General features: G+C 36.6%; 15 protein-coding genes. 2 read left to right on the forward strand and 13 right to left on the reverse strand.

The genetic code is table 11. The annotated features are described in order from the left end of the window. Positions 1–57: 57 nt before the first annotated feature. From JOC48_RS18310 to JOC48_RS18345, 8 genes are all read right to left on the reverse strand, one after another. The gene (locus tag JOC48_RS18310) at positions 58–1,983 is read right to left on the reverse strand and encodes an ATP-dependent DNA helicase (protein ID WP_204501859.1); all 1,926 of its coding nucleotides are present in this window, start codon (positions 1,981–1,983) and stop codon (positions 58–60) included. 278 nt (positions 1,984–2,261) lie between these two features. Then, the gene (nasC, locus tag JOC48_RS18315) at positions 2,262–4,394 is read right to left on the reverse strand and encodes an assimilatory nitrate reductase catalytic subunit NasC (RefSeq protein ID WP_204501860.1); all 2,133 of its coding nucleotides are present in this window, start codon (positions 4,392–4,394) and stop codon (positions 2,262–2,264) included. Between the two features lie 173 nt (positions 4,395–4,567). Next, a complete protein-coding gene (gene nirB / locus JOC48_RS18320; protein ID WP_204501861.1) occupies positions 4,568–6,937 on the reverse strand; it encodes a nitrite reductase large subunit NirB in 2,370 nt (789 codons plus the stop codon). 173 nt (positions 6,938–7,110) lie between these two features. Then, on the reverse strand, positions 7,111–7,680 hold the full coding sequence (locus JOC48_RS18325; protein ID WP_204501862.1) for an RNA polymerase sigma factor: 570 nt from the start codon (positions 7,678–7,680) through the stop codon (positions 7,111–7,113). Between the two features lie 16 nt (positions 7,681–7,696). Next, positions 7,697–9,670 carry a DUF6449 domain-containing protein gene (locus JOC48_RS18330; protein ID WP_204501863.1) on the reverse strand — a complete coding sequence of 658 codons (1,974 nt, stop codon included), beginning with the start codon at positions 9,668–9,670 and terminating at the stop codon, positions 7,697–7,699. Further along, positions 9,645–10,556 (reverse strand): ABC transporter ATP-binding protein, encoded by a 912-nt coding sequence (locus JOC48_RS18335; protein WP_204501864.1) that lies wholly within the window; start codon positions 10,554–10,556, stop codon positions 9,645–9,647. Before JOC48_RS18335 ends, JOC48_RS18330 begins: the two co-directional genes overlap by 26 nt. Further along, positions 10,549–10,938, reverse strand: coding sequence for a GntR family transcriptional regulator (locus JOC48_RS18340; RefSeq protein WP_204501865.1), 390 nt, complete (start codon positions 10,936–10,938; stop codon positions 10,549–10,551). Before JOC48_RS18340 ends, JOC48_RS18335 begins: the two co-directional genes overlap by 8 nt. Before the next feature lie 205 nt (positions 10,939–11,143). Beyond that, positions 11,144–11,386: a stage VI sporulation protein F gene (locus JOC48_RS18345; protein ID WP_204501866.1), complete on the reverse strand. Its 243-nt coding sequence runs from the start codon at positions 11,384–11,386 to the stop codon at positions 11,144–11,146. A 200-nt stretch (positions 11,387–11,586) separates the two neighbouring features. Here JOC48_RS18345 and JOC48_RS18350 point away from each other — a divergent pair, with 200 nt between their 5' ends. Next, positions 11,587–11,688, forward strand: a complete 102-nt coding sequence (locus JOC48_RS18350) for a YjcZ family sporulation protein (RefSeq protein ID WP_239584473.1) — start codon at positions 11,587–11,589, stop codon at positions 11,686–11,688. A 129-nt stretch (positions 11,689–11,817) separates the two neighbouring features. On the opposite strand, the gene JOC48_RS18355 is transcribed toward JOC48_RS18350, so the two are convergent. From JOC48_RS18355 to JOC48_RS18375, 5 genes are all read right to left on the reverse strand, one after another. Next, complete coding sequence (locus tag JOC48_RS18355) at positions 11,818–12,423, reverse strand: alpha/beta hydrolase (RefSeq protein ID WP_204501868.1); 606 nt, start codon at positions 12,421–12,423, stop codon at positions 11,818–11,820. A 152-nt stretch (positions 12,424–12,575) separates the two neighbouring features. Next, positions 12,576–13,460 (reverse strand): 50S ribosomal protein L11 methyltransferase, encoded by an 885-nt coding sequence (locus JOC48_RS18360; protein ID WP_204501869.1) that lies wholly within the window; start codon positions 13,458–13,460, stop codon positions 12,576–12,578. A 6-nt stretch (positions 13,461–13,466) separates the two neighbouring features. After that, positions 13,467–14,795, reverse strand: a complete 1,329-nt coding sequence (locus JOC48_RS18365) for a DUF4129 domain-containing protein (RefSeq protein ID WP_204501870.1) — start codon at positions 14,793–14,795, stop codon at positions 13,467–13,469. Then, complete coding sequence (locus JOC48_RS18370) at positions 14,788–15,930, reverse strand: DUF58 domain-containing protein (RefSeq protein ID WP_204501871.1); 1,143 nt, start codon at positions 15,928–15,930, stop codon at positions 14,788–14,790. The genes JOC48_RS18365 and JOC48_RS18370 overlap by 8 nt, the downstream gene beginning before the upstream one ends. Then, positions 15,930–16,895 carry an AAA family ATPase gene (locus JOC48_RS18375; RefSeq protein WP_204501872.1) on the reverse strand — a complete coding sequence of 322 codons (966 nt, stop codon included), beginning with the start codon at positions 16,893–16,895 and terminating at the stop codon, positions 15,930–15,932. Before JOC48_RS18375 ends, JOC48_RS18370 begins: the two co-directional genes overlap by 1 nt. A 191-nt stretch (positions 16,896–17,086) precedes the next feature. Here JOC48_RS18375 and JOC48_RS18380 point away from each other — a divergent pair, with 191 nt between their 5' ends. After that, a complete protein-coding gene (locus JOC48_RS18380) occupies positions 17,087–17,410 on the forward strand; it encodes a hypothetical protein (protein ID WP_204501873.1) in 324 nt (107 codons plus the stop codon). Positions 17,411–17,430 lie beyond the last annotated feature (20 nt).

A 17,430-nucleotide genomic window follows, 5' to 3' on the forward strand; every position in this document is an offset into this window, starting at 1 on the left:
GATAGAATAATTATTCCTAAAGGAGCGTAATTGTGACAACACCACAAATGGAAGCTACTATTTCCAGGTAACACTAGTTTGCAATAATGGTTCGATTGTTTTTCGATAGTGAAGCTGTTGTTCTTCTGTCAGCCACAAATGTACAACTCCATAATCCTGACTGCCTCGAATTAACCTCCCTACTCCTTGTCTTAATCGCAATAACATATAGGGATTATCCACCTCGTTTATTGGATCCTTTGCGTGTTTTCGCTTTGCTTGAAAAACTGGATCATGCGGCGGAAATGGTAAAGCAGTGATAAACACTTGAGTTAATGCTTCACCAGGTACATCTAATCCTTCCCAAAGATGATAGGAGCATAAGACAGATTCCTTATCCTGCTGAAAAGCTTGGATCGTTTCACTAATTTCGCGATCACCTTCGTATAGGATAGAAAAATCCCATTCCCATTGGTTCGCCCAACTTCGAAATTGATTCATTTCGTCAACTGTACTAAAGAGAAGAAGAGAAGCACCTTGATTCTCTAATAAAGCTGTTCTTACCTCTTCCCACTTTTGTTCCTCAGTAACTTGGGTATAACCAATTACTTTCATTTGATTTTCGTAATCAAACGGGGACTGTACAGTAAATGAATCATATGTTTCAATCCCTAGACTATGGGCCAAATAACGGAAGTCACCATTTTGAGATAAAGTTGCTGAAGAAAATATAAAAGGAAGAGATTGTGAAAACACTTCCTCACGCAAAACATCTTCAACTAACCTAGGCATAATGACAAAAGAAGTCTGTGATTCATCTTGCTCAAGCCAAAAAATACCTTGATCATCTTTTAATAAAATAGATAAACCGTACGTGAAATACTCTAAATATTCTTCAATAATTTTGATATGGTACGAATCAATCGTAAACATTTCCGAATCAAAAACTAATTGATCTAACAAATGCTGGACTTTTGTATATAACTGTTTTACCATGTCCATCATTTCTGAGGATTTACTTACTTCTTTTCGATTTGATCCTTTTACAGAAACTGCACTGTTGCTCAAATAGGTAAACCAATCGTCTTGAAGGTTGATAATATCTTCAATTAAATAAAGTGATTCCTCTCGAACATCTTGACTCATATAGCTCGTTAGAATCGTTTGTAACGTTTCAGCATGGAATCGGTACGTTAATGCTTTTTGTGCTGCAAATTCCAACAAATGTCCTTCATCAAACACAACACAGCTTGATTCAGGTAGTAAAGGCATCTGACCTTCTCTTTTTCTAGAGTCTTTTGTCCAAACATGCTCCATATAAAAATCATGAGAGCAAATAATTAAATCCTCCGCATGACGATAATATTCACGATGCAGCGTTTGAGCGCTTCGGTGCCTCCATTCACATGTCGAGCACTGCTGTAATGGGTCCCAAGCAATGGATTCCCATTTTTCATTGGATAGCCACGGATATTCTTTACGATCTCCATAAGCTTCAAATGATTTCATCGATTTCCCTTGATCAAACACAAAGGCAGGAATATCATCATATACTCTTGCAATATCTTCATCATTTGTTTTATCCATTAAAGGATCTAACTTTTTCAGGCACACATACTGTTCACGTGCTTTTGCCAGCCTTACATCGATAGAAAGTCCAAGTGCTTGTTCAAGTTTTTCTATATCTCCACTCTTTTTGACTAGCTGCTCGATTAAGGTTTCGTCTGCACAGGAAATGATTGCTGGTTTTCTTTTATTTCTCGCATAGCAAATCGCGTACAATAAATAGACAAACGTTTTTCCTGTTCCAACTCCCGCTTCCGCAAAAATCGTGGATTTGTTTTTAAATGCTTTTTCTATTTGGTAAGCCATATAAATTTGTTCGTCCCTAAGCTCATATCCTTTTTCAGGTAATATGTCATAGAAAACATCCCCGATATAATCCCCTAATCGATCAAAGAAATTTTTTGTTCTCGAGACTGTAAATGGAAGTGATTTAGTCATATTAATTGTTTTCTCCTTTTTAAAACGTACTAACCTTAGATTATGCAGTATTTTTAATGATAACAGAAAAACAGTTGATTTGGTGAATAAATCCAATTTTTCATTGTGACGATTTTGGGATAAGTCTTTTAGGAAACTTGGTTTGTTTCATGTCCCTTCGTTTTGCTTTTAGCAGCGGAGCCTGTTTCTTAATAAAGTATTAGCACCAATAAAAAAAGATGTCCCCATAAAAGTCTTAAAAGGGACATCTTTTATTTTCTTTATACTCAGTTACTACTTTAAATCGGATTAATCCTGACTGCACTCACCTTAAAGCCCGGCATTCGGCAGTATGGATCTAATTGATTTGCTACTAATCGATTCACATTTTGTGAGTCTGTCCAGTGAAACGGAACAAATACAGTGTCCTTCCGGATAGTTTCGGATAGCTTACTCCGAACGATAATATGTCCATATTTGGACTCTATTTTTACAAGTACATCTTCCTTTAACCCGTAATCATTTGCCGTTTGTGGATGAACTTCCATAAATGCCTCAACATTTCTAGCTGCCAAGGAAGGACTTTTCCTTGTCTGCTCTCCTGTTAAATAGTGAGACATGACCCGACCCGTCGTTAAAAAGAGTGGGTAATCGCGATCAGGTTTAGGCTTTGGTTCTTCAGAATGATTAGGGAACAAAGCCATTTTCGCTTTTCCATCTTCATGAGCAAAATGATCCGTAAACAATCGGTCTGTTCCTGGCTCATTTAATGTTGGGCAAGGCCACAATATGCCTTGTTCTTTGCGTAATCGTTCATACGTTATCCCATAATAATCTGCAATTCCGCCTCGGCTCGCGATTCGAAGCTCCTCAAATATTTCTTCTGCCGATTGGTAGTTAAAAAACTTATTTTTTCCTAAAGCACTTGCAATTTCACATAGTATTTGCCAATCGTGCTTTACTTGACCAGGAAGAGGAAAGCTTGCTTCTCGTAGTGTTACTCGCCCTTCTACGTTAGTCATGGTGCCTTCATCCTCCAAATAGGAGGAAGCTGGTAATATTACATCTGCATACTTAGCCGTGTCTGACATAAACAAATCGACAACAACTAGAAACTTTAATTGCTTTAAGGCATTCTTGACAAAGTTTGCGTTCGGATTTGAAACGGTAGGGTTTGAACACATCACAAACATTCCAGTTATTTCACCGTGATTAACCTTTTCAAACATCTCATAGGCCGATACGCCTTTTCGTGGTAAGTCTTTTTCATTGATGCCCCAAACATCAGCAATATATTGTCGGTGCTCTGGATTTTCGATGGAGCGATAACCCGGAAGCTGATCAGCTTTTTGTCCATGCTCTCTAGCACCTTGTCCATTTCCCTGACCTGTGACCGCACCATACCCAGAATTCGGTTTACCGATTTTACCTGTTGCTAATAAAATATTTAAAAAGCACCGAACAGCAGCAGTTCCGTCGATTTGTTGTTCAATTCCTCTTGCTGTAAAAATCATCCCTGATTCCTCTTGACCAAATACCGTTGCTGCTTGCATTAACTGCTCGAACGGTACACCTGTAATTTCCGAAGTATCCTCCAAATCAATGGAAGAAACATAGTTCATTACTTCTTCAAAACCAGTCGTTCGAGCTTCAATAAAGTCTTGATCAATTAAGTTCTTTTCAATCATCACCTTAAGCAGACCATTTGCTAATGCTACATCTGTACCAGGTTTATTTTTCAAGTGTAAATCAGCAATCTTTGTCGTTGCTGTTTCACGAGGGTCGATAGCGATAATATAACAACCATTTTCTTTCGCTCGTTCAAAATACGGCATAATCGTTGGCTGACATTCTGCAATATTCGTTCCGGCTAGAATGATACAACGCGTATGTGGAATTTCTTGTATTGTATTTGTAAAGCCTCGATCCATGCCAAACGTTTGATTTGCTCCGGTAGCTGCTGCCCCCATGCATAGTCGCCCGTTATAATCAATATGCTTTGTTCTCAAAGCTACACGAGCAAATTTTCCTAATAAATATGCTTCTTCATTTGTGATCGAAGCACTTCCATATACCGATAACGCATCATGCCCATCTGTTTGTTGAATTTCTAAAAAATTCTCTTTTATCTTTTCAAGAGCTCTGTCCCATGATACAGCTACAAATTCTCCGTCAATCTTCATTAACGGTTGTTTAATACGGTCACGATGTAATGCATGTTGATGTGCATTCATTCCTTTTATGCAAAGGCGACCTTCTGATGTTGGATTATCTTTTCCAACTGTTTTATACATTTTTCTTGTAACATTTGTTTGTTCAATTAATTGCATTTTGCACTGCATACTGCAATAAGGACATTGACTATCGTATATTTTTTCGGATTGTACTTCCTGTTGTTTCGTTCGAAAGTATTTCAGCATCAAATCCGTCAAGTGAACTCCCCCTTTTTTGCCTGGTTGATTAGTTCTTCACTAATATTGCGTGTTCAAAAAGTTGGTAAATTAGAAGCAAGCAGGTCGAGGCGGCGAAGCTTCTGAGGACCGGAGTGTAGGCTTTCCCTACATGAGGACCAGAAGAACGAGCCAACGAAGAGATGCGCCGCTTATCATTTGACGACTTTTTGAACAACCTCTAATAAATTCTTTCGTTGCATTAAATCCTTTTGTAAGCTATCTACTAAATAATGGAGATACTCTTCATTAAATAGGACTTCTCTTATATGAACTAATGTCACTTTATCAATCCATTGCCATGTTCGCTCTAAAAAGTTTGCTGACTCTCGATAATATTGAATAAATCCTAGTACAAACCGTATTGCTTCCTCTTTCGTCTCTGCTACACATAAAAGCTGACCAGACCTTGCATTTCTTCCACTACTGCCACCAACATAAATCTCCCATCCTCTGTTGATTTTAATCATTCCAATATCTTTCGTTGTTGAACCAGCTCCATTATGCATACAAGCAGAGATACCCATCCGAATTCGATACGGAGCCTTCATAAATTCCGTTCTTTTTTCTAATGATTCAGCCATTTCAACTGCTGGTTGTTTATCGCATTCACACAAATGATCATTATTCGTTGTTTTCACACTATGAACACTATTTGCAGAAACAGAGTGTAGCTGCATATTTAAATCAGCCCATACCGGTGAAAGTTGCTCCTTCTTCAGTCCCTGTAAGTGAATTCGTTGATCACTAGTAATAGCAAGGTGAGAAAGATCGTATTTGTCTGCAACGTCCGCAATTTTCCGTAAGTCACGCGGTTTTACGATTCCGCCATACAGCTGCGGCACAATCGAATAGGTTCCATCCTTACGAAATAAAGCATTCATCTTCTCATTTAAATATAAAGTTTGCTGACTTTGATCATATTCCGGATAAATCATTCCCAAATAATATTCTAGTGCTGGCCTACAGGTTGAACAGCCCTGGTCATTTTTCCATCCAAGAGTGTCCATAATTTCCGGAAGGCTTGTCAATTTCTGCATTTGAATTTCTGCTACAATCGCATCCTCTGTTAGCGTTGTGCAGCTACAAAAAGTTGTTTGTTTGGTCGATTCATTGAAATAGTCACTATAGATATATTCTAAAAGCTCACCTACAACTGGTTTACAACCTCCACATGAACTAGATGCCTTCGTACAGGATTGGACCTCCTTAACCGTTTTAAGGTCGTGTTCCAATACATTGTCAATAATGACTCCCTTAGATACATTGTTACACGTACAAACAAACTCGTTTCTTGGCAAGGTAGCAGCATAAGACTCCCTTGGATCAATTGGCTTTAATAGATCTGATTTTTCTTTATCTGGAATAAATTTCCGCTTTACAATTAATTCAAGCAGTTGTGGTCCCTGTTTTGTATCGCCATATAAAACCGCACCAACTGCTTTATTATCCTTAAAAAATATTTTTTTGTAAGTGGATGTTATTTCATCATGCATATGAATCGTCTTTGTATTGTCATCTGCCTCAAACTGACCAACAGAAAAGACATCAACGCCAGATATTTTCAATTGTGTAGAAAGAACGGACCCTTCATATCCGCTTGTATTTGTCTTGCATAAATGATTTGCCAGGACAGCACCCTGCTCATACAGAGGCTTAACTAATCCATAAACAACTCCCTTATGCTCTGCACACTCTCCGATAGCATAAATATCTGGAACGTTTGTCTCTAAAAAATCGTTAACGACAATTCCACGATTTGTCTCAATTTCAGCCGTGTTTGCTAGTTCCGTATTTGGCTTTACTCCAACAGCCATTACAATGAGATCAGCTTCAGCAAATGTTCCATCTTCAAACCTTATTCCTTCTACCCGTTTATCACCAATAATCTCTTTCGATACCTTTTCTAATAGAAAATTCATTCCTTGTCTTTCTAATTCGTTTTGCAGCATTTTTGCAGCTGTTTGATCTAGCTGTTTATTCATTAATAAATCAGTCAAGTGAACAACGTCCACACGCATTCCAAGATTCAGTAGTCCTCTAGCTGCCTCTAATCCTAAGAGTCCACCGCCAATCACGATTGCTTTTTTATGATGCTTGGCAGCGTCTATCATTTTTTGGCAGTCTTCAATCGTTCGGAAAGAAATAACGCCTTCCTTATCAACACCTGGTAAAGGAAGCATAATCGGATTTGACCCTGTCGCCAAAATCAATTTATCGTAAGTAACCTCTGTTCCTTTGTTTGTTTTCACCTTTTTATTTTGTTTGTCAATATCTATTACCGTTTCCCCTGTATAAAGTTGAATATGGTTTTCTTCATACCAATTTCTATCATTAATCGTTATATCTTCAAGGGAAGTATCTCCTTGAAGAACAGAAGATAACTTTATTCGACTATAATTAACATGCGGTTCACTGCCGAAAATGGTTATATCATACAGTGTCGAATTGTTTTTAAGGATATTCTCTATACACCTTAATCCCGCCATCCCATTTCCTACTAATACAAGTTTTTGTTTACGCATGTTTGAAAACCCCCCGTGGCTTTAACTAAAGCATTCAAATATAAGGTTATCATGTAACTAACGGAAGTGTCATAGGGTATGTAAGGAAATATGACATTATTTTTATGAAAATTCAGAAAGAAGAACAAAAAGCCGTCTTTGTATATACGACAAAGACGGCTTTTAAGTACCAATTAGGCACTAATGACATCCATTTTCTCCGATTCAATACTTTGCTGCTTTTGTAATTGTTGTTTCATTGCTTTTTTCGCTCGGTATAATCTAGTTTTTACTGCTGAAAGAGAAATGTTCAATTCGTTTGCTATTTCATATTCCTTTAGGTCTTTTTGAAATCTGAGAACAAAAACGTGTCGAAGCTTCGGACTTAACTGAATGGCTTCTTGGTATATTTCTTCTTTTCTCAACTTCATTTCCATTTCATTATCTACTTCTAATAACGGAAATAGACTTTCCTCATTTGTAAACAGGATACTATCCAAAGGGATATGGAAGCTTCGTTTTTCTTTTCTTAATAGATCAATTGCAGTTCGACTGGCAATAGTAGATAGCCAAGCACCCATTTTATGTTGATCTTTTAATCGATGTAAATTTTTATATGCTTTCACAAATGTCTCTTGAACAACATCTTCTGCCAAATAAAAATCTCTGGTAACATTCCAGGCAACGCTAAAAATTCGTTCGTAATAGAGTTGAAAGATTTGATTAAAATCACTATTAGTTTCATCTATTTGAATGTCTTCCATAACTATTCCCCCTTCATCACTTATTAAAATATTCTAAAACAAAGTCTGGAATGACATCATCGGATGCAAAATGTTGAATATGGGGATAATCATCACCTTCAAAGAAATAACCGATCACATACCGCTCCCCGGGCTTTTGACCACCAGTACTATTTAAAATTGCTTCGATTTTATCCTTTTCTTCAACAACTAGCACATCGTCACTACTCTCACTTATCTGCACCATTCGGTCATAATAGTGCCTGTTATCATTTTCACTGAGTCGTTGTACAGCCACTTTCGTTATATCATCTGCAGTTACTACTGCATCCTCATTAAAATTATTGGCTCTTAACCATTGCTCTACATTTTCAAAGCTTTGTTTAAACTGTACATGTAACTCTCGATTTTCCGCTGTTAAAATGCGAATTCTAGACATGTGATGACGAGGGTAAACGATATCGTCATACGATTCAGCGTAAATATCTGCCTTTAACCCCTCAACCAGCGACATCAATTGTTCAGGCTCTACAATTACCACCTCACCAGAAACAGCCACATCAGGAGAAATGGTAACTTTTGAAACATCGTTACTATTTACATGCAGAAGCTCTGTTTGTGTTTCTTTATGTTCCTTTGATTCGTATATTGGCTTCAAGTAGTTTTCTATTACTTTTTGATCTTTAACTGAATATTCTCTAACAATCATTTTTCCATTCGATAATTCGTATGCTATTGTCATCCGCTCATTTCTATAACCGCTGTAGTCGATTCTGCTCGTATGCTCGATTAACTGCTGATGTAAAGCACGGACAGCTTCAATATTTTTCTTTTCAGATAAATAGTTTGGATAGTTCATTTCATACAATTCCTTCGCATAACTATACCGATGCGGACTTTCGTTTAAGTAAATACGATCCACAGCTTCTGCTTCAGGTATTCTATTTTCATAACCAGTAATATCGATAGAAATAATAAAATAAATAATCACGGCAGCAACAGAATAATAGAGATATCCTTTCCAATTACCGAATACACGCCACGTTTTTTCCAGAACCATTTCGGCGACCAGATATCCGATCATCGACCCCAAAATATAACCAACTAAAATCCAGGAAAACTGATGTTGTGTTTCACCAAAATAAAATCCACCCAACAAAGTTGCACAAAATGTCACACCATATTTAAATACTGGCTTGAGTTTAGAAAAAACAAGCGCTTGTGTTGCAGCTTCCAGCTTTCTGTTTTTATAAAGTTGAATCGACATATAATAGAATACAACCGAAATACAAAGATAAATGATCGCTTTTAAAAATGTAAAATCTCGATGAAATAGCTCAATTAAGTCGGTAATAGGTGAAAACTCAGTTACTCTTGTAGACAGATAATAATCTTCTGAAAATCCAATCAACACATAGTCTAAGTTGACTAGAAGTAACAATACAATTCCAGCTGGAAAAAGCAAGAGTATATAAGTAAGTACACCTTGAACTGCTGATATTCCAGTTACCATTCCAACGAGAATACCCGTCAAAAAAATAGTTAATGTAACAACTGTAGTAACTCCAAGCCAATATCCTAAATCAGCTGGGACAAAGTAGTCCTCCAGATCAATGGCTGCATTCATAAATAATAGAATAACTGCTATAAGTAACTGGGGAATAATAAGCATTGCCACACCAGTTATCAAATGGTGATGAAACATTCTTTCCCGTTTTAATGGGAGGCTATGCACAAAGTCTGTTGCACTTTTTACTTGCATATAACGAAACAAGAAAATGGAAAGTATTACTGGTACAATAAATATCGCTAATACTTGAATTTCTAAATGAAAAGAAAATAATGTTTCACTATCTGGATAATATGACCGATTATCATTTGTGACACGCATCATAATTTCTAGTGGCACCGCAAAAATTAAAGCAACAAAATAAATAACGCCAATCCAACCAACATTCCGCAAATCTTGTTTCATCAATTCTTTTTTATACGAGGATGTTTTCAACTGCATAACCTACACCTCCCATTTCATAGATAAATATTTCTTCTAATGTAAGCGGTAATACATCATAGATAACTGGGTTATATTGTTTTATTACTTGTTCAATTTCTGACTCTTTTCCCTTGACGATACATAATACTACACTTCCTCGTTGCTCTTGATGCAAAAGATTTAAGCTTGCAAACAATGCTTCAGGCACCTCATTTTTAAAAGCAACTTGAACTTTGTGTACATCTGATTTTAAGTCATCTAAATCTTTTTCAAGAATGAACGATCCTCTATGCAAAATTCCTACATAATCGCAAATATCTTCGACTTCACGTAGATTATGGGACGATACAATCACGGTCATGTCTCGTTCTGCCACATCCTGTATAATTAAATTTTTTACTTTATTTCGTATCACAGGATCTAAACCATCAAATGGCTCATCAAGGATAAGAACATCTGGCATCGCACATAGGGATAACCAGAAAGCTACTTGTCGCTGCATTCCTTTGGAAAATCGTTGAACTTTTTTATTCACATCTAAACCGAGCAGCGTTTGTAACGCTTTAAACCTCTCTTGATTCCAATTTGGATATACATCTTGATAAAATTTAGCCATTTGTAAAACGGTATATTGTGAAAAGAAAAATACCACGTCCGGTATAAAAACTACTCTACTTTTCAGCACTGGATTTTCAAAGATTGGTTGTTCATCAATCGATACCGTACCACTGTCCTGTTTCAAAATACCTGCTAAGATTTTCAAAAGTGTTGTTTTGCCAGCGCCGTTGGATCCAAGTAATCCATAGATTGATCCACGTCGAATTTCAAAGGTTACATCATGAAGTACATGCTCTGATACCTTTCCAGCATCAAATGTTTTTGTCACATTTGAGAAGCTAATCATCCTTTTCTCCCCCTTTAACACCGTCTTCTGCTTCTTCAATAATGGAATAAAGGTCTTTTGTTGACATCCCTAAAAATATTGCTTCTGCAATTAATTTCTTTAGCTCCTCTTTCATTTTTTCCAGCTCCTCCGAACTATCCAATTTTGTAACAGGATGGACAAAACTTCCTTTTCCTTTTATCGAGTATATAAAGCCTTGAGCTTCCAATTCTCTATAAGCTTTTTGTATCGTATTTGGATTGATGGTTAGTTGTTGCGCTAAAGTCCTAACCGATGGCAGCTTTTCATCTTGTTGAAGAACATCATTGATAATTAGTTCTTTAAATTTATCAACAAGCTGCTCATAGATTGGCTTCCTACTTCTCAAATCTAAATCGAACATTACAACCCCCCTCAATGAAACTGTATCAAGTGTACTACGTGTATTAACTGTACTAATATATGTAATACAGTTATAGTATATTCGTTTTTGTTTACTTTTGGAAGAGGAAAATGCAAATTTTTTCATTCGCTTATTTCCTTAGGAAGCAAACGGAACAAAAAAAGGTGTAGAAAAATTTTTCTACACCTTTTTTCAAAGCACCCTATTATTTCATCATTTTCTTTACAGTAGATTCATTTACTTTTTTATTGATGATCATTTCGACTATTTTATCCTCTGTTTGTTTATTTACCCTTTTTCCAGCGAGACTGCTTACTTGCTTTACTAAATTTCTAACGGTTTTTTCATCTTGAAGATCTTTACCATTCAGTGAATTAGCAAGTTGCATTACCTTTCTCATATCTACACCAGTCTTCTTTTCTATATTTTTAAGAAAATCTTGATTCAATTTTTCTCCCTCCTTCTACATTCAGCATATGTGAGAAGGAGAAGATAGTTTGGATGAATGTCACCCTTTGATAGTTTGATTCAGTTGGTATTGTGATAGACTGTCTGAGACATTCATTGAATTTTGTCCAAATAATAACAATAGCCTTTTCCTTTTTCTATTTTAGCCATAGCATAAAGGAACGAAAGGGGGTGAAAGATTTGAGTGGAGGTTATGTCGGCGGAAACAGCTTTGTTTTGATCGTCGTTCTATTTATCCTATTAATCATCGTAGGAACCTCTTTCTACGGTGGTGGTTATTAAGTGATTTTGTTAAAAATTTAACGAAAGGCACCTACTGCTTGCTCATGGTGAAAACTCCTCCAAGGACGGTACAAAAGGAAGGGACCTGCACCCCCCTTCCTTTTTCATTACATAGGAAAACTTACCTTTTTAAAAAACTTTATCATACCATTCCTTAGCAGCTTCCACTTCTGTTCTTGTTAATTGATGTCCATTGTTTTCCCAATGAACCTCTACTTCGGCTCCTTTATTCGTCAATATAGACTCTAAGTCAATTGTTTCCTGCTCAGTACATAGTGGGTCATTATGTCCTGCAGAAATAAATACTGGTGTACCATCTAAATCAGGTAATTCCATTCCTCTTCTCGGAACCATCGGGTGGTGGAGAATAGCAGCCTTTAGTGACTTTTCATAGTGAAACAGCAAACTACCTGCTATATTTGCCCCATTGGAATACCCAATTGCTACGATGTTATCACGATCAAAATCATATTGTTTAGAGGCATCATCTAAAAATTCATGTAATTCTTTCGTACGATTAACTAGATCTTCCTCATCGAATACCCCTTCAGCCAATCGACGGAAAAAGCGAGGCATTCCGTTTTCAGATACGTTACCACGTACACTTAAGACAGAAGCTGTTGCATCAATTAAGTTGGCTAACGGTAGCAAATCTTGCTCAGTCCCCCCAGTACCATGTAACAATAGCAATGTTGGTTTGGTTTGGTCTGTACCTTGATTAAATATATGCTTCATGATTACCCTCCTCACGTTAAACGCAGCATGTTCTATTCATAGATTACCTTAAGATTTTCCATCTATACTACTATACTTATCTCGAATTCGAGATAAGTATAGTACGTTTCATTTTTCTTGTCAATGGAATCAATCCTTTAACAACCTTATTCTTAACGACTAAATAATAACGTCACCCATTCATTTGTCTGAAGCTGATCTTGTATGGAAAAACCTTCATTTGTAAAAGTATGAATTACCTTATCGACATTCCATTCAACGACACCAGAAATTAAAAAATGATTACTTTTCTCGAGAAGTCGATGTTTTTCAATGATCTTGATCGTCTCATCAGCACCAATATTGATGAAAATCCAATCAAACATACTAGTTATTTGGAAGTCACCTGCGATTAGATCTGCTTGTTCAATTTCAATAGCCGTATCCAGATTGTTCAACTCCGCGTTATGTTGAATTTCCCTTTCTACTGGCTCAAGATCAACGGCAACAACCTTCTTAGCTCCCTTCAAGGAGGCTCCAATACTCAGTAAACCAGAACCTGTCCCTAAATCCAGAACGGTTTTCCCTTCATAACTATTATTTAAAAGGAGACGAAGACAGTCTTGTGTCGTTTCGTGCAAGCCTGTCCCAAAAGAGACTTGTGGTTCAAACTTTAAAATATTTTTATTGGGAAAATCGCTCTCTTTCCCAGAGTAACAAAGCACCCATCCATTTCCTAAATCGATATCCTCAAAAATCGTTTGATCCCATGTGTTATCATCCAATTGATTATGCTGGATATCTTTCTGAGAAACATTTAACACTTGCCTGATTTTTTCAAAATACGCCTCAATCGATTTATTCGTCAAAGATTCTTCCATATAGATGCTAATAACAGCACAATCGGTTTGGAGCTCTTCATAAGAATATCCGTTCGCTGTTTTAAAAACTCGTATGGATGGCTCATAGGAAAATTGATGAAACCCAGCTATATTTAATTGCTCCATAGCTACATCTACTTTATCTAGTGGCAAGTGAACTACAAATTCATGCAGCATTTCTATCTAACCCTTTCCTTTGTTTTCAATTAACGAGATAAAACTTTCCACTTGTACACCCTGCCCTTCTTGGTGAGAGTAACGTACTTGTTCATAAGCATTTTTCAACTGTTCAAGCTCCGTTTTACGTTCTGGAATTGCTTTTTCGAATACTTCCAATGTTTCACGAACTGTTAAATGAGAACTAACCGTAATTCCATGCTTTCCTTGTATTTTAACCAGCTTCTTATAAATATAACGAACTTTTTGTTCAGTAGTCATCCTATTCCACTTTGGGCTCTTAGGAAACAGTTGGCTCACCCATTCTTTTGCACGATCCTTTTGCTTTTCTCGAAACTGCTTCCAGTCCATTAAACTTTCCTTGTCATCTGTATAGGATTGATGTGTTGTAACTTGGTCCTTTTCTCCCAACACTTGGTTTAGCACAAGTCGTAACCACCGATAACCTTTTGCAAGCAATTGACGTGACCGTTTAAATAAGAAAACGAACAACCATAAAATCGCACCGATTAATAAAAGGATAACAAAGACATACATGATACGTTCTAACCAAACAGCAAGAGCTGAAGGATCACTTTGTTCAGCTGCTGGCAAACTTGGCTGACCATTCGACCCTTGTTGTTCAGGAGTCGACTCTTCTCCCCCACCTAGGGTTAATAACCAAATAATCCCTCGAATTGTTTGTACAACCGTTTGATATACGACCGATTGAATAACATGTAAATTAGTTATAAAAACAACAAATAAAATCGTTGCCACAATATAAAATTGATTTTGTCGTTTCAAGCTATTAGATAGTGTTGGCTTGGCCTGCTTTGATAGTGTTGCAGCATTTAAATGTTCACTATTCGAAACAAATAAAGTAAATACTAACAAACAAAGTCCGAACCAATTAATCAAACTTAAATAGGAAGTAAGGGAATCCACATAACGAAATATGATATGGCTAGCCACATAGATTGGCAGTCCAACAACCCACAAATACGAGCTTGGGAATAGATCTATTCGATCTCGAAAAGCATATAACGTTCCTCTGTACGTAATAATAGAACCAATAAGAAAGGTCACTATAGTAAAATAAAGGTTAATAGATAAGGATAGTGCTTGAACTGCTGCTACAGCAATAGAGAATAGTAAATAGAGCCCTACTTTTTTATTCGACACAACGGTCCTAAACAATAATCCAGTACAAAATACGAAAACAAAGCTACTTAACCATTTCCACAAGCTTGAATCTGGAAGAACGAAAGCCCCAATAAATAATAATACAGGAAAATAAACAAGCAACTCCAGCAATCCTTGTGTTGTTTTTAACAGATGCACATGTTTACGCACCAATATCACCTGCTATCGTTTGTTCAGTTTCTTGATCTGCATCCTTCTCTAACCACAAAATTTCAACCGCGTTTCCTAACGCTTCTAATTTGTCAATATACTGTTGTGTTTGTTCCGTTAACATCGATGTAATGATTAGGATATCTCTATTTGTTACTTGGTTTTCCATGTCTTCTAATAAAAAATAATTAAAATTTCTACTGCGGTCCATTGTTATTTTTGCCATTGTATCTAACAAATACGTTAGTTGCTGTTGGCCATTTTTCGGTTCCACCCGAATGGAAGGTTGGACATTATCCGTTGGGTTGTTAAACGGCGCGACAAAATAACCATTACAGCCAAAACCAGTACTAACTCCATTAGCCAATGCATAATCTGCAATAGAAGCAGCATAAGAGATCCCTTTTTCTATTAACGATTCATCTTCAATCGGCATCCAAATATCCTCTGTTTGATCAAAATTGATATAAATCATTAAATGATGGTCTGCAGTAAAATCCTTTTTGTTTACTTGAAGATTTCCGGTCCGTGCAGTTGCCTTCCAGTTCACATGATTTAGTGGGTCACTATCGTTATATTCACGTACACCAGCATAAACAAATGGATCCTCAATAATCCACCTTCTCACAGTAATGTCACCTAACCAGCTATGCGATGGAAGAGGTATCTCATTTATTGGAACTATTTTTGGATAAACGGAAACGGCAGCAGAAGCCTGAACAGATTGAAACTTTTCTGAAAAACCAAACGGATCGCCTGTCGACAACGATACGGTTTGTAACGAATAGTACCCTCTTTGAAGACATGTAACGTAATGCCTTCTTGTAATTTTTTGAAACGGCATAAGTGTAAACAAGGTACGGTGAAATACTTCACTTTCCATTTCTGATACTTGATTCGACTGATCTCGCAACTTTAAATTGGCGTTTATTTTTGATTCGATTCGTAACCAGGGGAGCGGCAATACTTTATTGTTCACCAGTTCGTCAACCATCTCTATTTCTTCCCCTTCAAACGCTGAATCTTGGTTAAAGGAACGGGTATATTTTATTTTATGAAACCCCCACTTTCGATAGAGGTGACTCTGTAACACAATAAAAACCATTGTAACAACTATGATCCACCCAATACTCATTACCTGTTCAATTCCTTTGCAAATTCTTCTGTAGGAACATCAACATCATCAATAATTTGATGAAGGATATTTTCCGATTGATCTTTCGTACCGATTCGTTGCTTTAACTGAATCCGGTGAGCTAAAACTGGTACAGCCATTTCCTTGACATCATCCGGAATGACAAATTCCCTGCCTTGGATTGCAGCATATGCTTGTACTGCCTTTAGTAAAGCTTGACTACCACGCGGGCTAACACCTAACAATACATTAGGATGCATCCGTGTTTTTTCAACGATATCAACCATATAGGCCAGTAAATCTTCACTTACATGTACTTTTGAAAAAAGTCGTTGTGCAACAATTAAATCTTCTAAACTTATTACTGCTTCAATCGAATGTAAAGGATTATTCTCTTTAAACCTTTTTAAGATTTCCATACTCTCCTCTTTCGATGGATAACCTAAACTGACCTTTAATAAAAATCGATCAAGTTGGGCCTCTGGTAATGGAAAGGTACCTTGACTTTCCACTGGATTTTGTGTAGCAATAACCATAAACGGCTGCTCCAAATATCTCGTCTCTCCATCTATTGTTACTTGTTTTTCTTCCATACTTTCCAGCAAACTCGATTGCGTTCTCGGAGTTGCTCGATTTATTTCATCCCCTAACAAAACATTCGCAAAAATTGGACCAGGTCGAAATTGAAACACACCTTTATGTTGATTGTAAAAATTAACGCCCGTAATATCACTTGGAAGTAAATCTGGTGTAAACTGTACTCGGTTAAATGTGCAGGACAAGGATTTTGCTAAAGATTTTGCCAGCAGTGTTTTTCCAGTTCCAGGAACGTCCTCTAGTAAAACATGCCCAGAGGAAATCAAAGCTACAAGCAATTGATCAATAATTCTTTCCTTTCCAATAATCACTTGGTTAATATTCTTTTTTACTTTTTCAGCTAACAGTTGGATGTCTACTATTTCCATTTTTAATTCTCCTTTTTGTATGATTCCGCTTTCATATTTGTTATCATAGAAGGGATCCGTTATTTAACTAATAACCCTATATATCCATTTGACATAAATTCCCTAAAATCCTCTATTTTAATTAAATTTAAAGAATAGTAACTTACTTCGTTACTATTAAAATTATATAATCCATAAAGGAGCTGATTTCATTGTTCAGCGAACAAATTGCTATAAAGCTGGAAATTGTTGCAAGGCGGGCTTTAAACATAAAAAAGAAAGGCGGTATGGGAGGAGTTATTTCTGCTCAACATATAGAAAAAGAACACGGAGCATTTACTGTAATTTGTGCTGCTTTAGCCCCTTATTATCTTAATGCCACAGAAGAAGAACGTAAAACATTAAACGATATCATAGAAAGATATAAAGTCCTAAACGAAAATTGTAGCCCCGAAGAATATTTTAAAATAATAGATCGAGCCTCAGAAGAATTGAAAAATTTATTAAATCATCTTGGTGTTCAAGATGTAGAGTGACCATTTTTACACGTCTTTGA

This window comes from Aquibacillus albus (genome assembly GCF_016908325.1).
Taxonomy (GTDB): domain Bacteria; phylum Bacillota; class Bacilli; order Bacillales; family Amphibacillaceae; genus Aquibacillus_A; species Aquibacillus_A albus.

Coding starts and splice junctions, on each gene's coding strand:
- JOC48_RS18375 (WP_204501872.1), bottom strand. CDS start 16,895: ATGGAAATAGTAGACATCCAACTGTTAGCTGAAAAAGTAAAAAAGAAT.
- JOC48_RS18370 (WP_204501871.1), bottom strand. CDS start 15,930: ATGAGTATTGGGTGGATCATAGTTGTTACAATGGTTTTTATTGTGTTA.
- JOC48_RS18335 (WP_204501864.1), bottom strand. CDS start 10,556: ATGATTAGCTTCTCAAATGTGACAAAAACATTTGATGCTGGAAAGGTA.
- JOC48_RS18355 (WP_204501868.1), bottom strand. CDS start 12,423: ATGAAGCATATATTTAATCAAGGTACAGACCAAACCAAACCAACATTG.
- JOC48_RS18325 (WP_204501862.1), bottom strand. CDS start 7,680: ATGGAAGACATTCAAATAGATGAAACTAATAGTGATTTTAATCAAATC.
- JOC48_RS18310 (WP_204501859.1), bottom strand. CDS start 1,983: ATGACTAAATCACTTCCATTTACAGTCTCGAGAACAAAAAATTTCTTT.
- JOC48_RS18360 (WP_204501869.1), bottom strand. CDS start 13,460: ATGCTGCATGAATTTGTAGTTCACTTGCCACTAGATAAAGTAGATGTA.
- JOC48_RS18330 (WP_204501863.1), bottom strand. CDS start 9,670: ATGCAGTTGAAAACATCCTCGTATAAAAAAGAATTGATGAAACAAGAT.
- nirB (WP_204501861.1), bottom strand. CDS start 6,937: ATGCGTAAACAAAAACTTGTATTAGTAGGAAATGGGATGGCGGGATTA.
- JOC48_RS18340 (WP_204501865.1), bottom strand. CDS start 10,938: ATGTTCGATTTAGATTTGAGAAGTAGGAAGCCAATCTATGAGCAGCTT.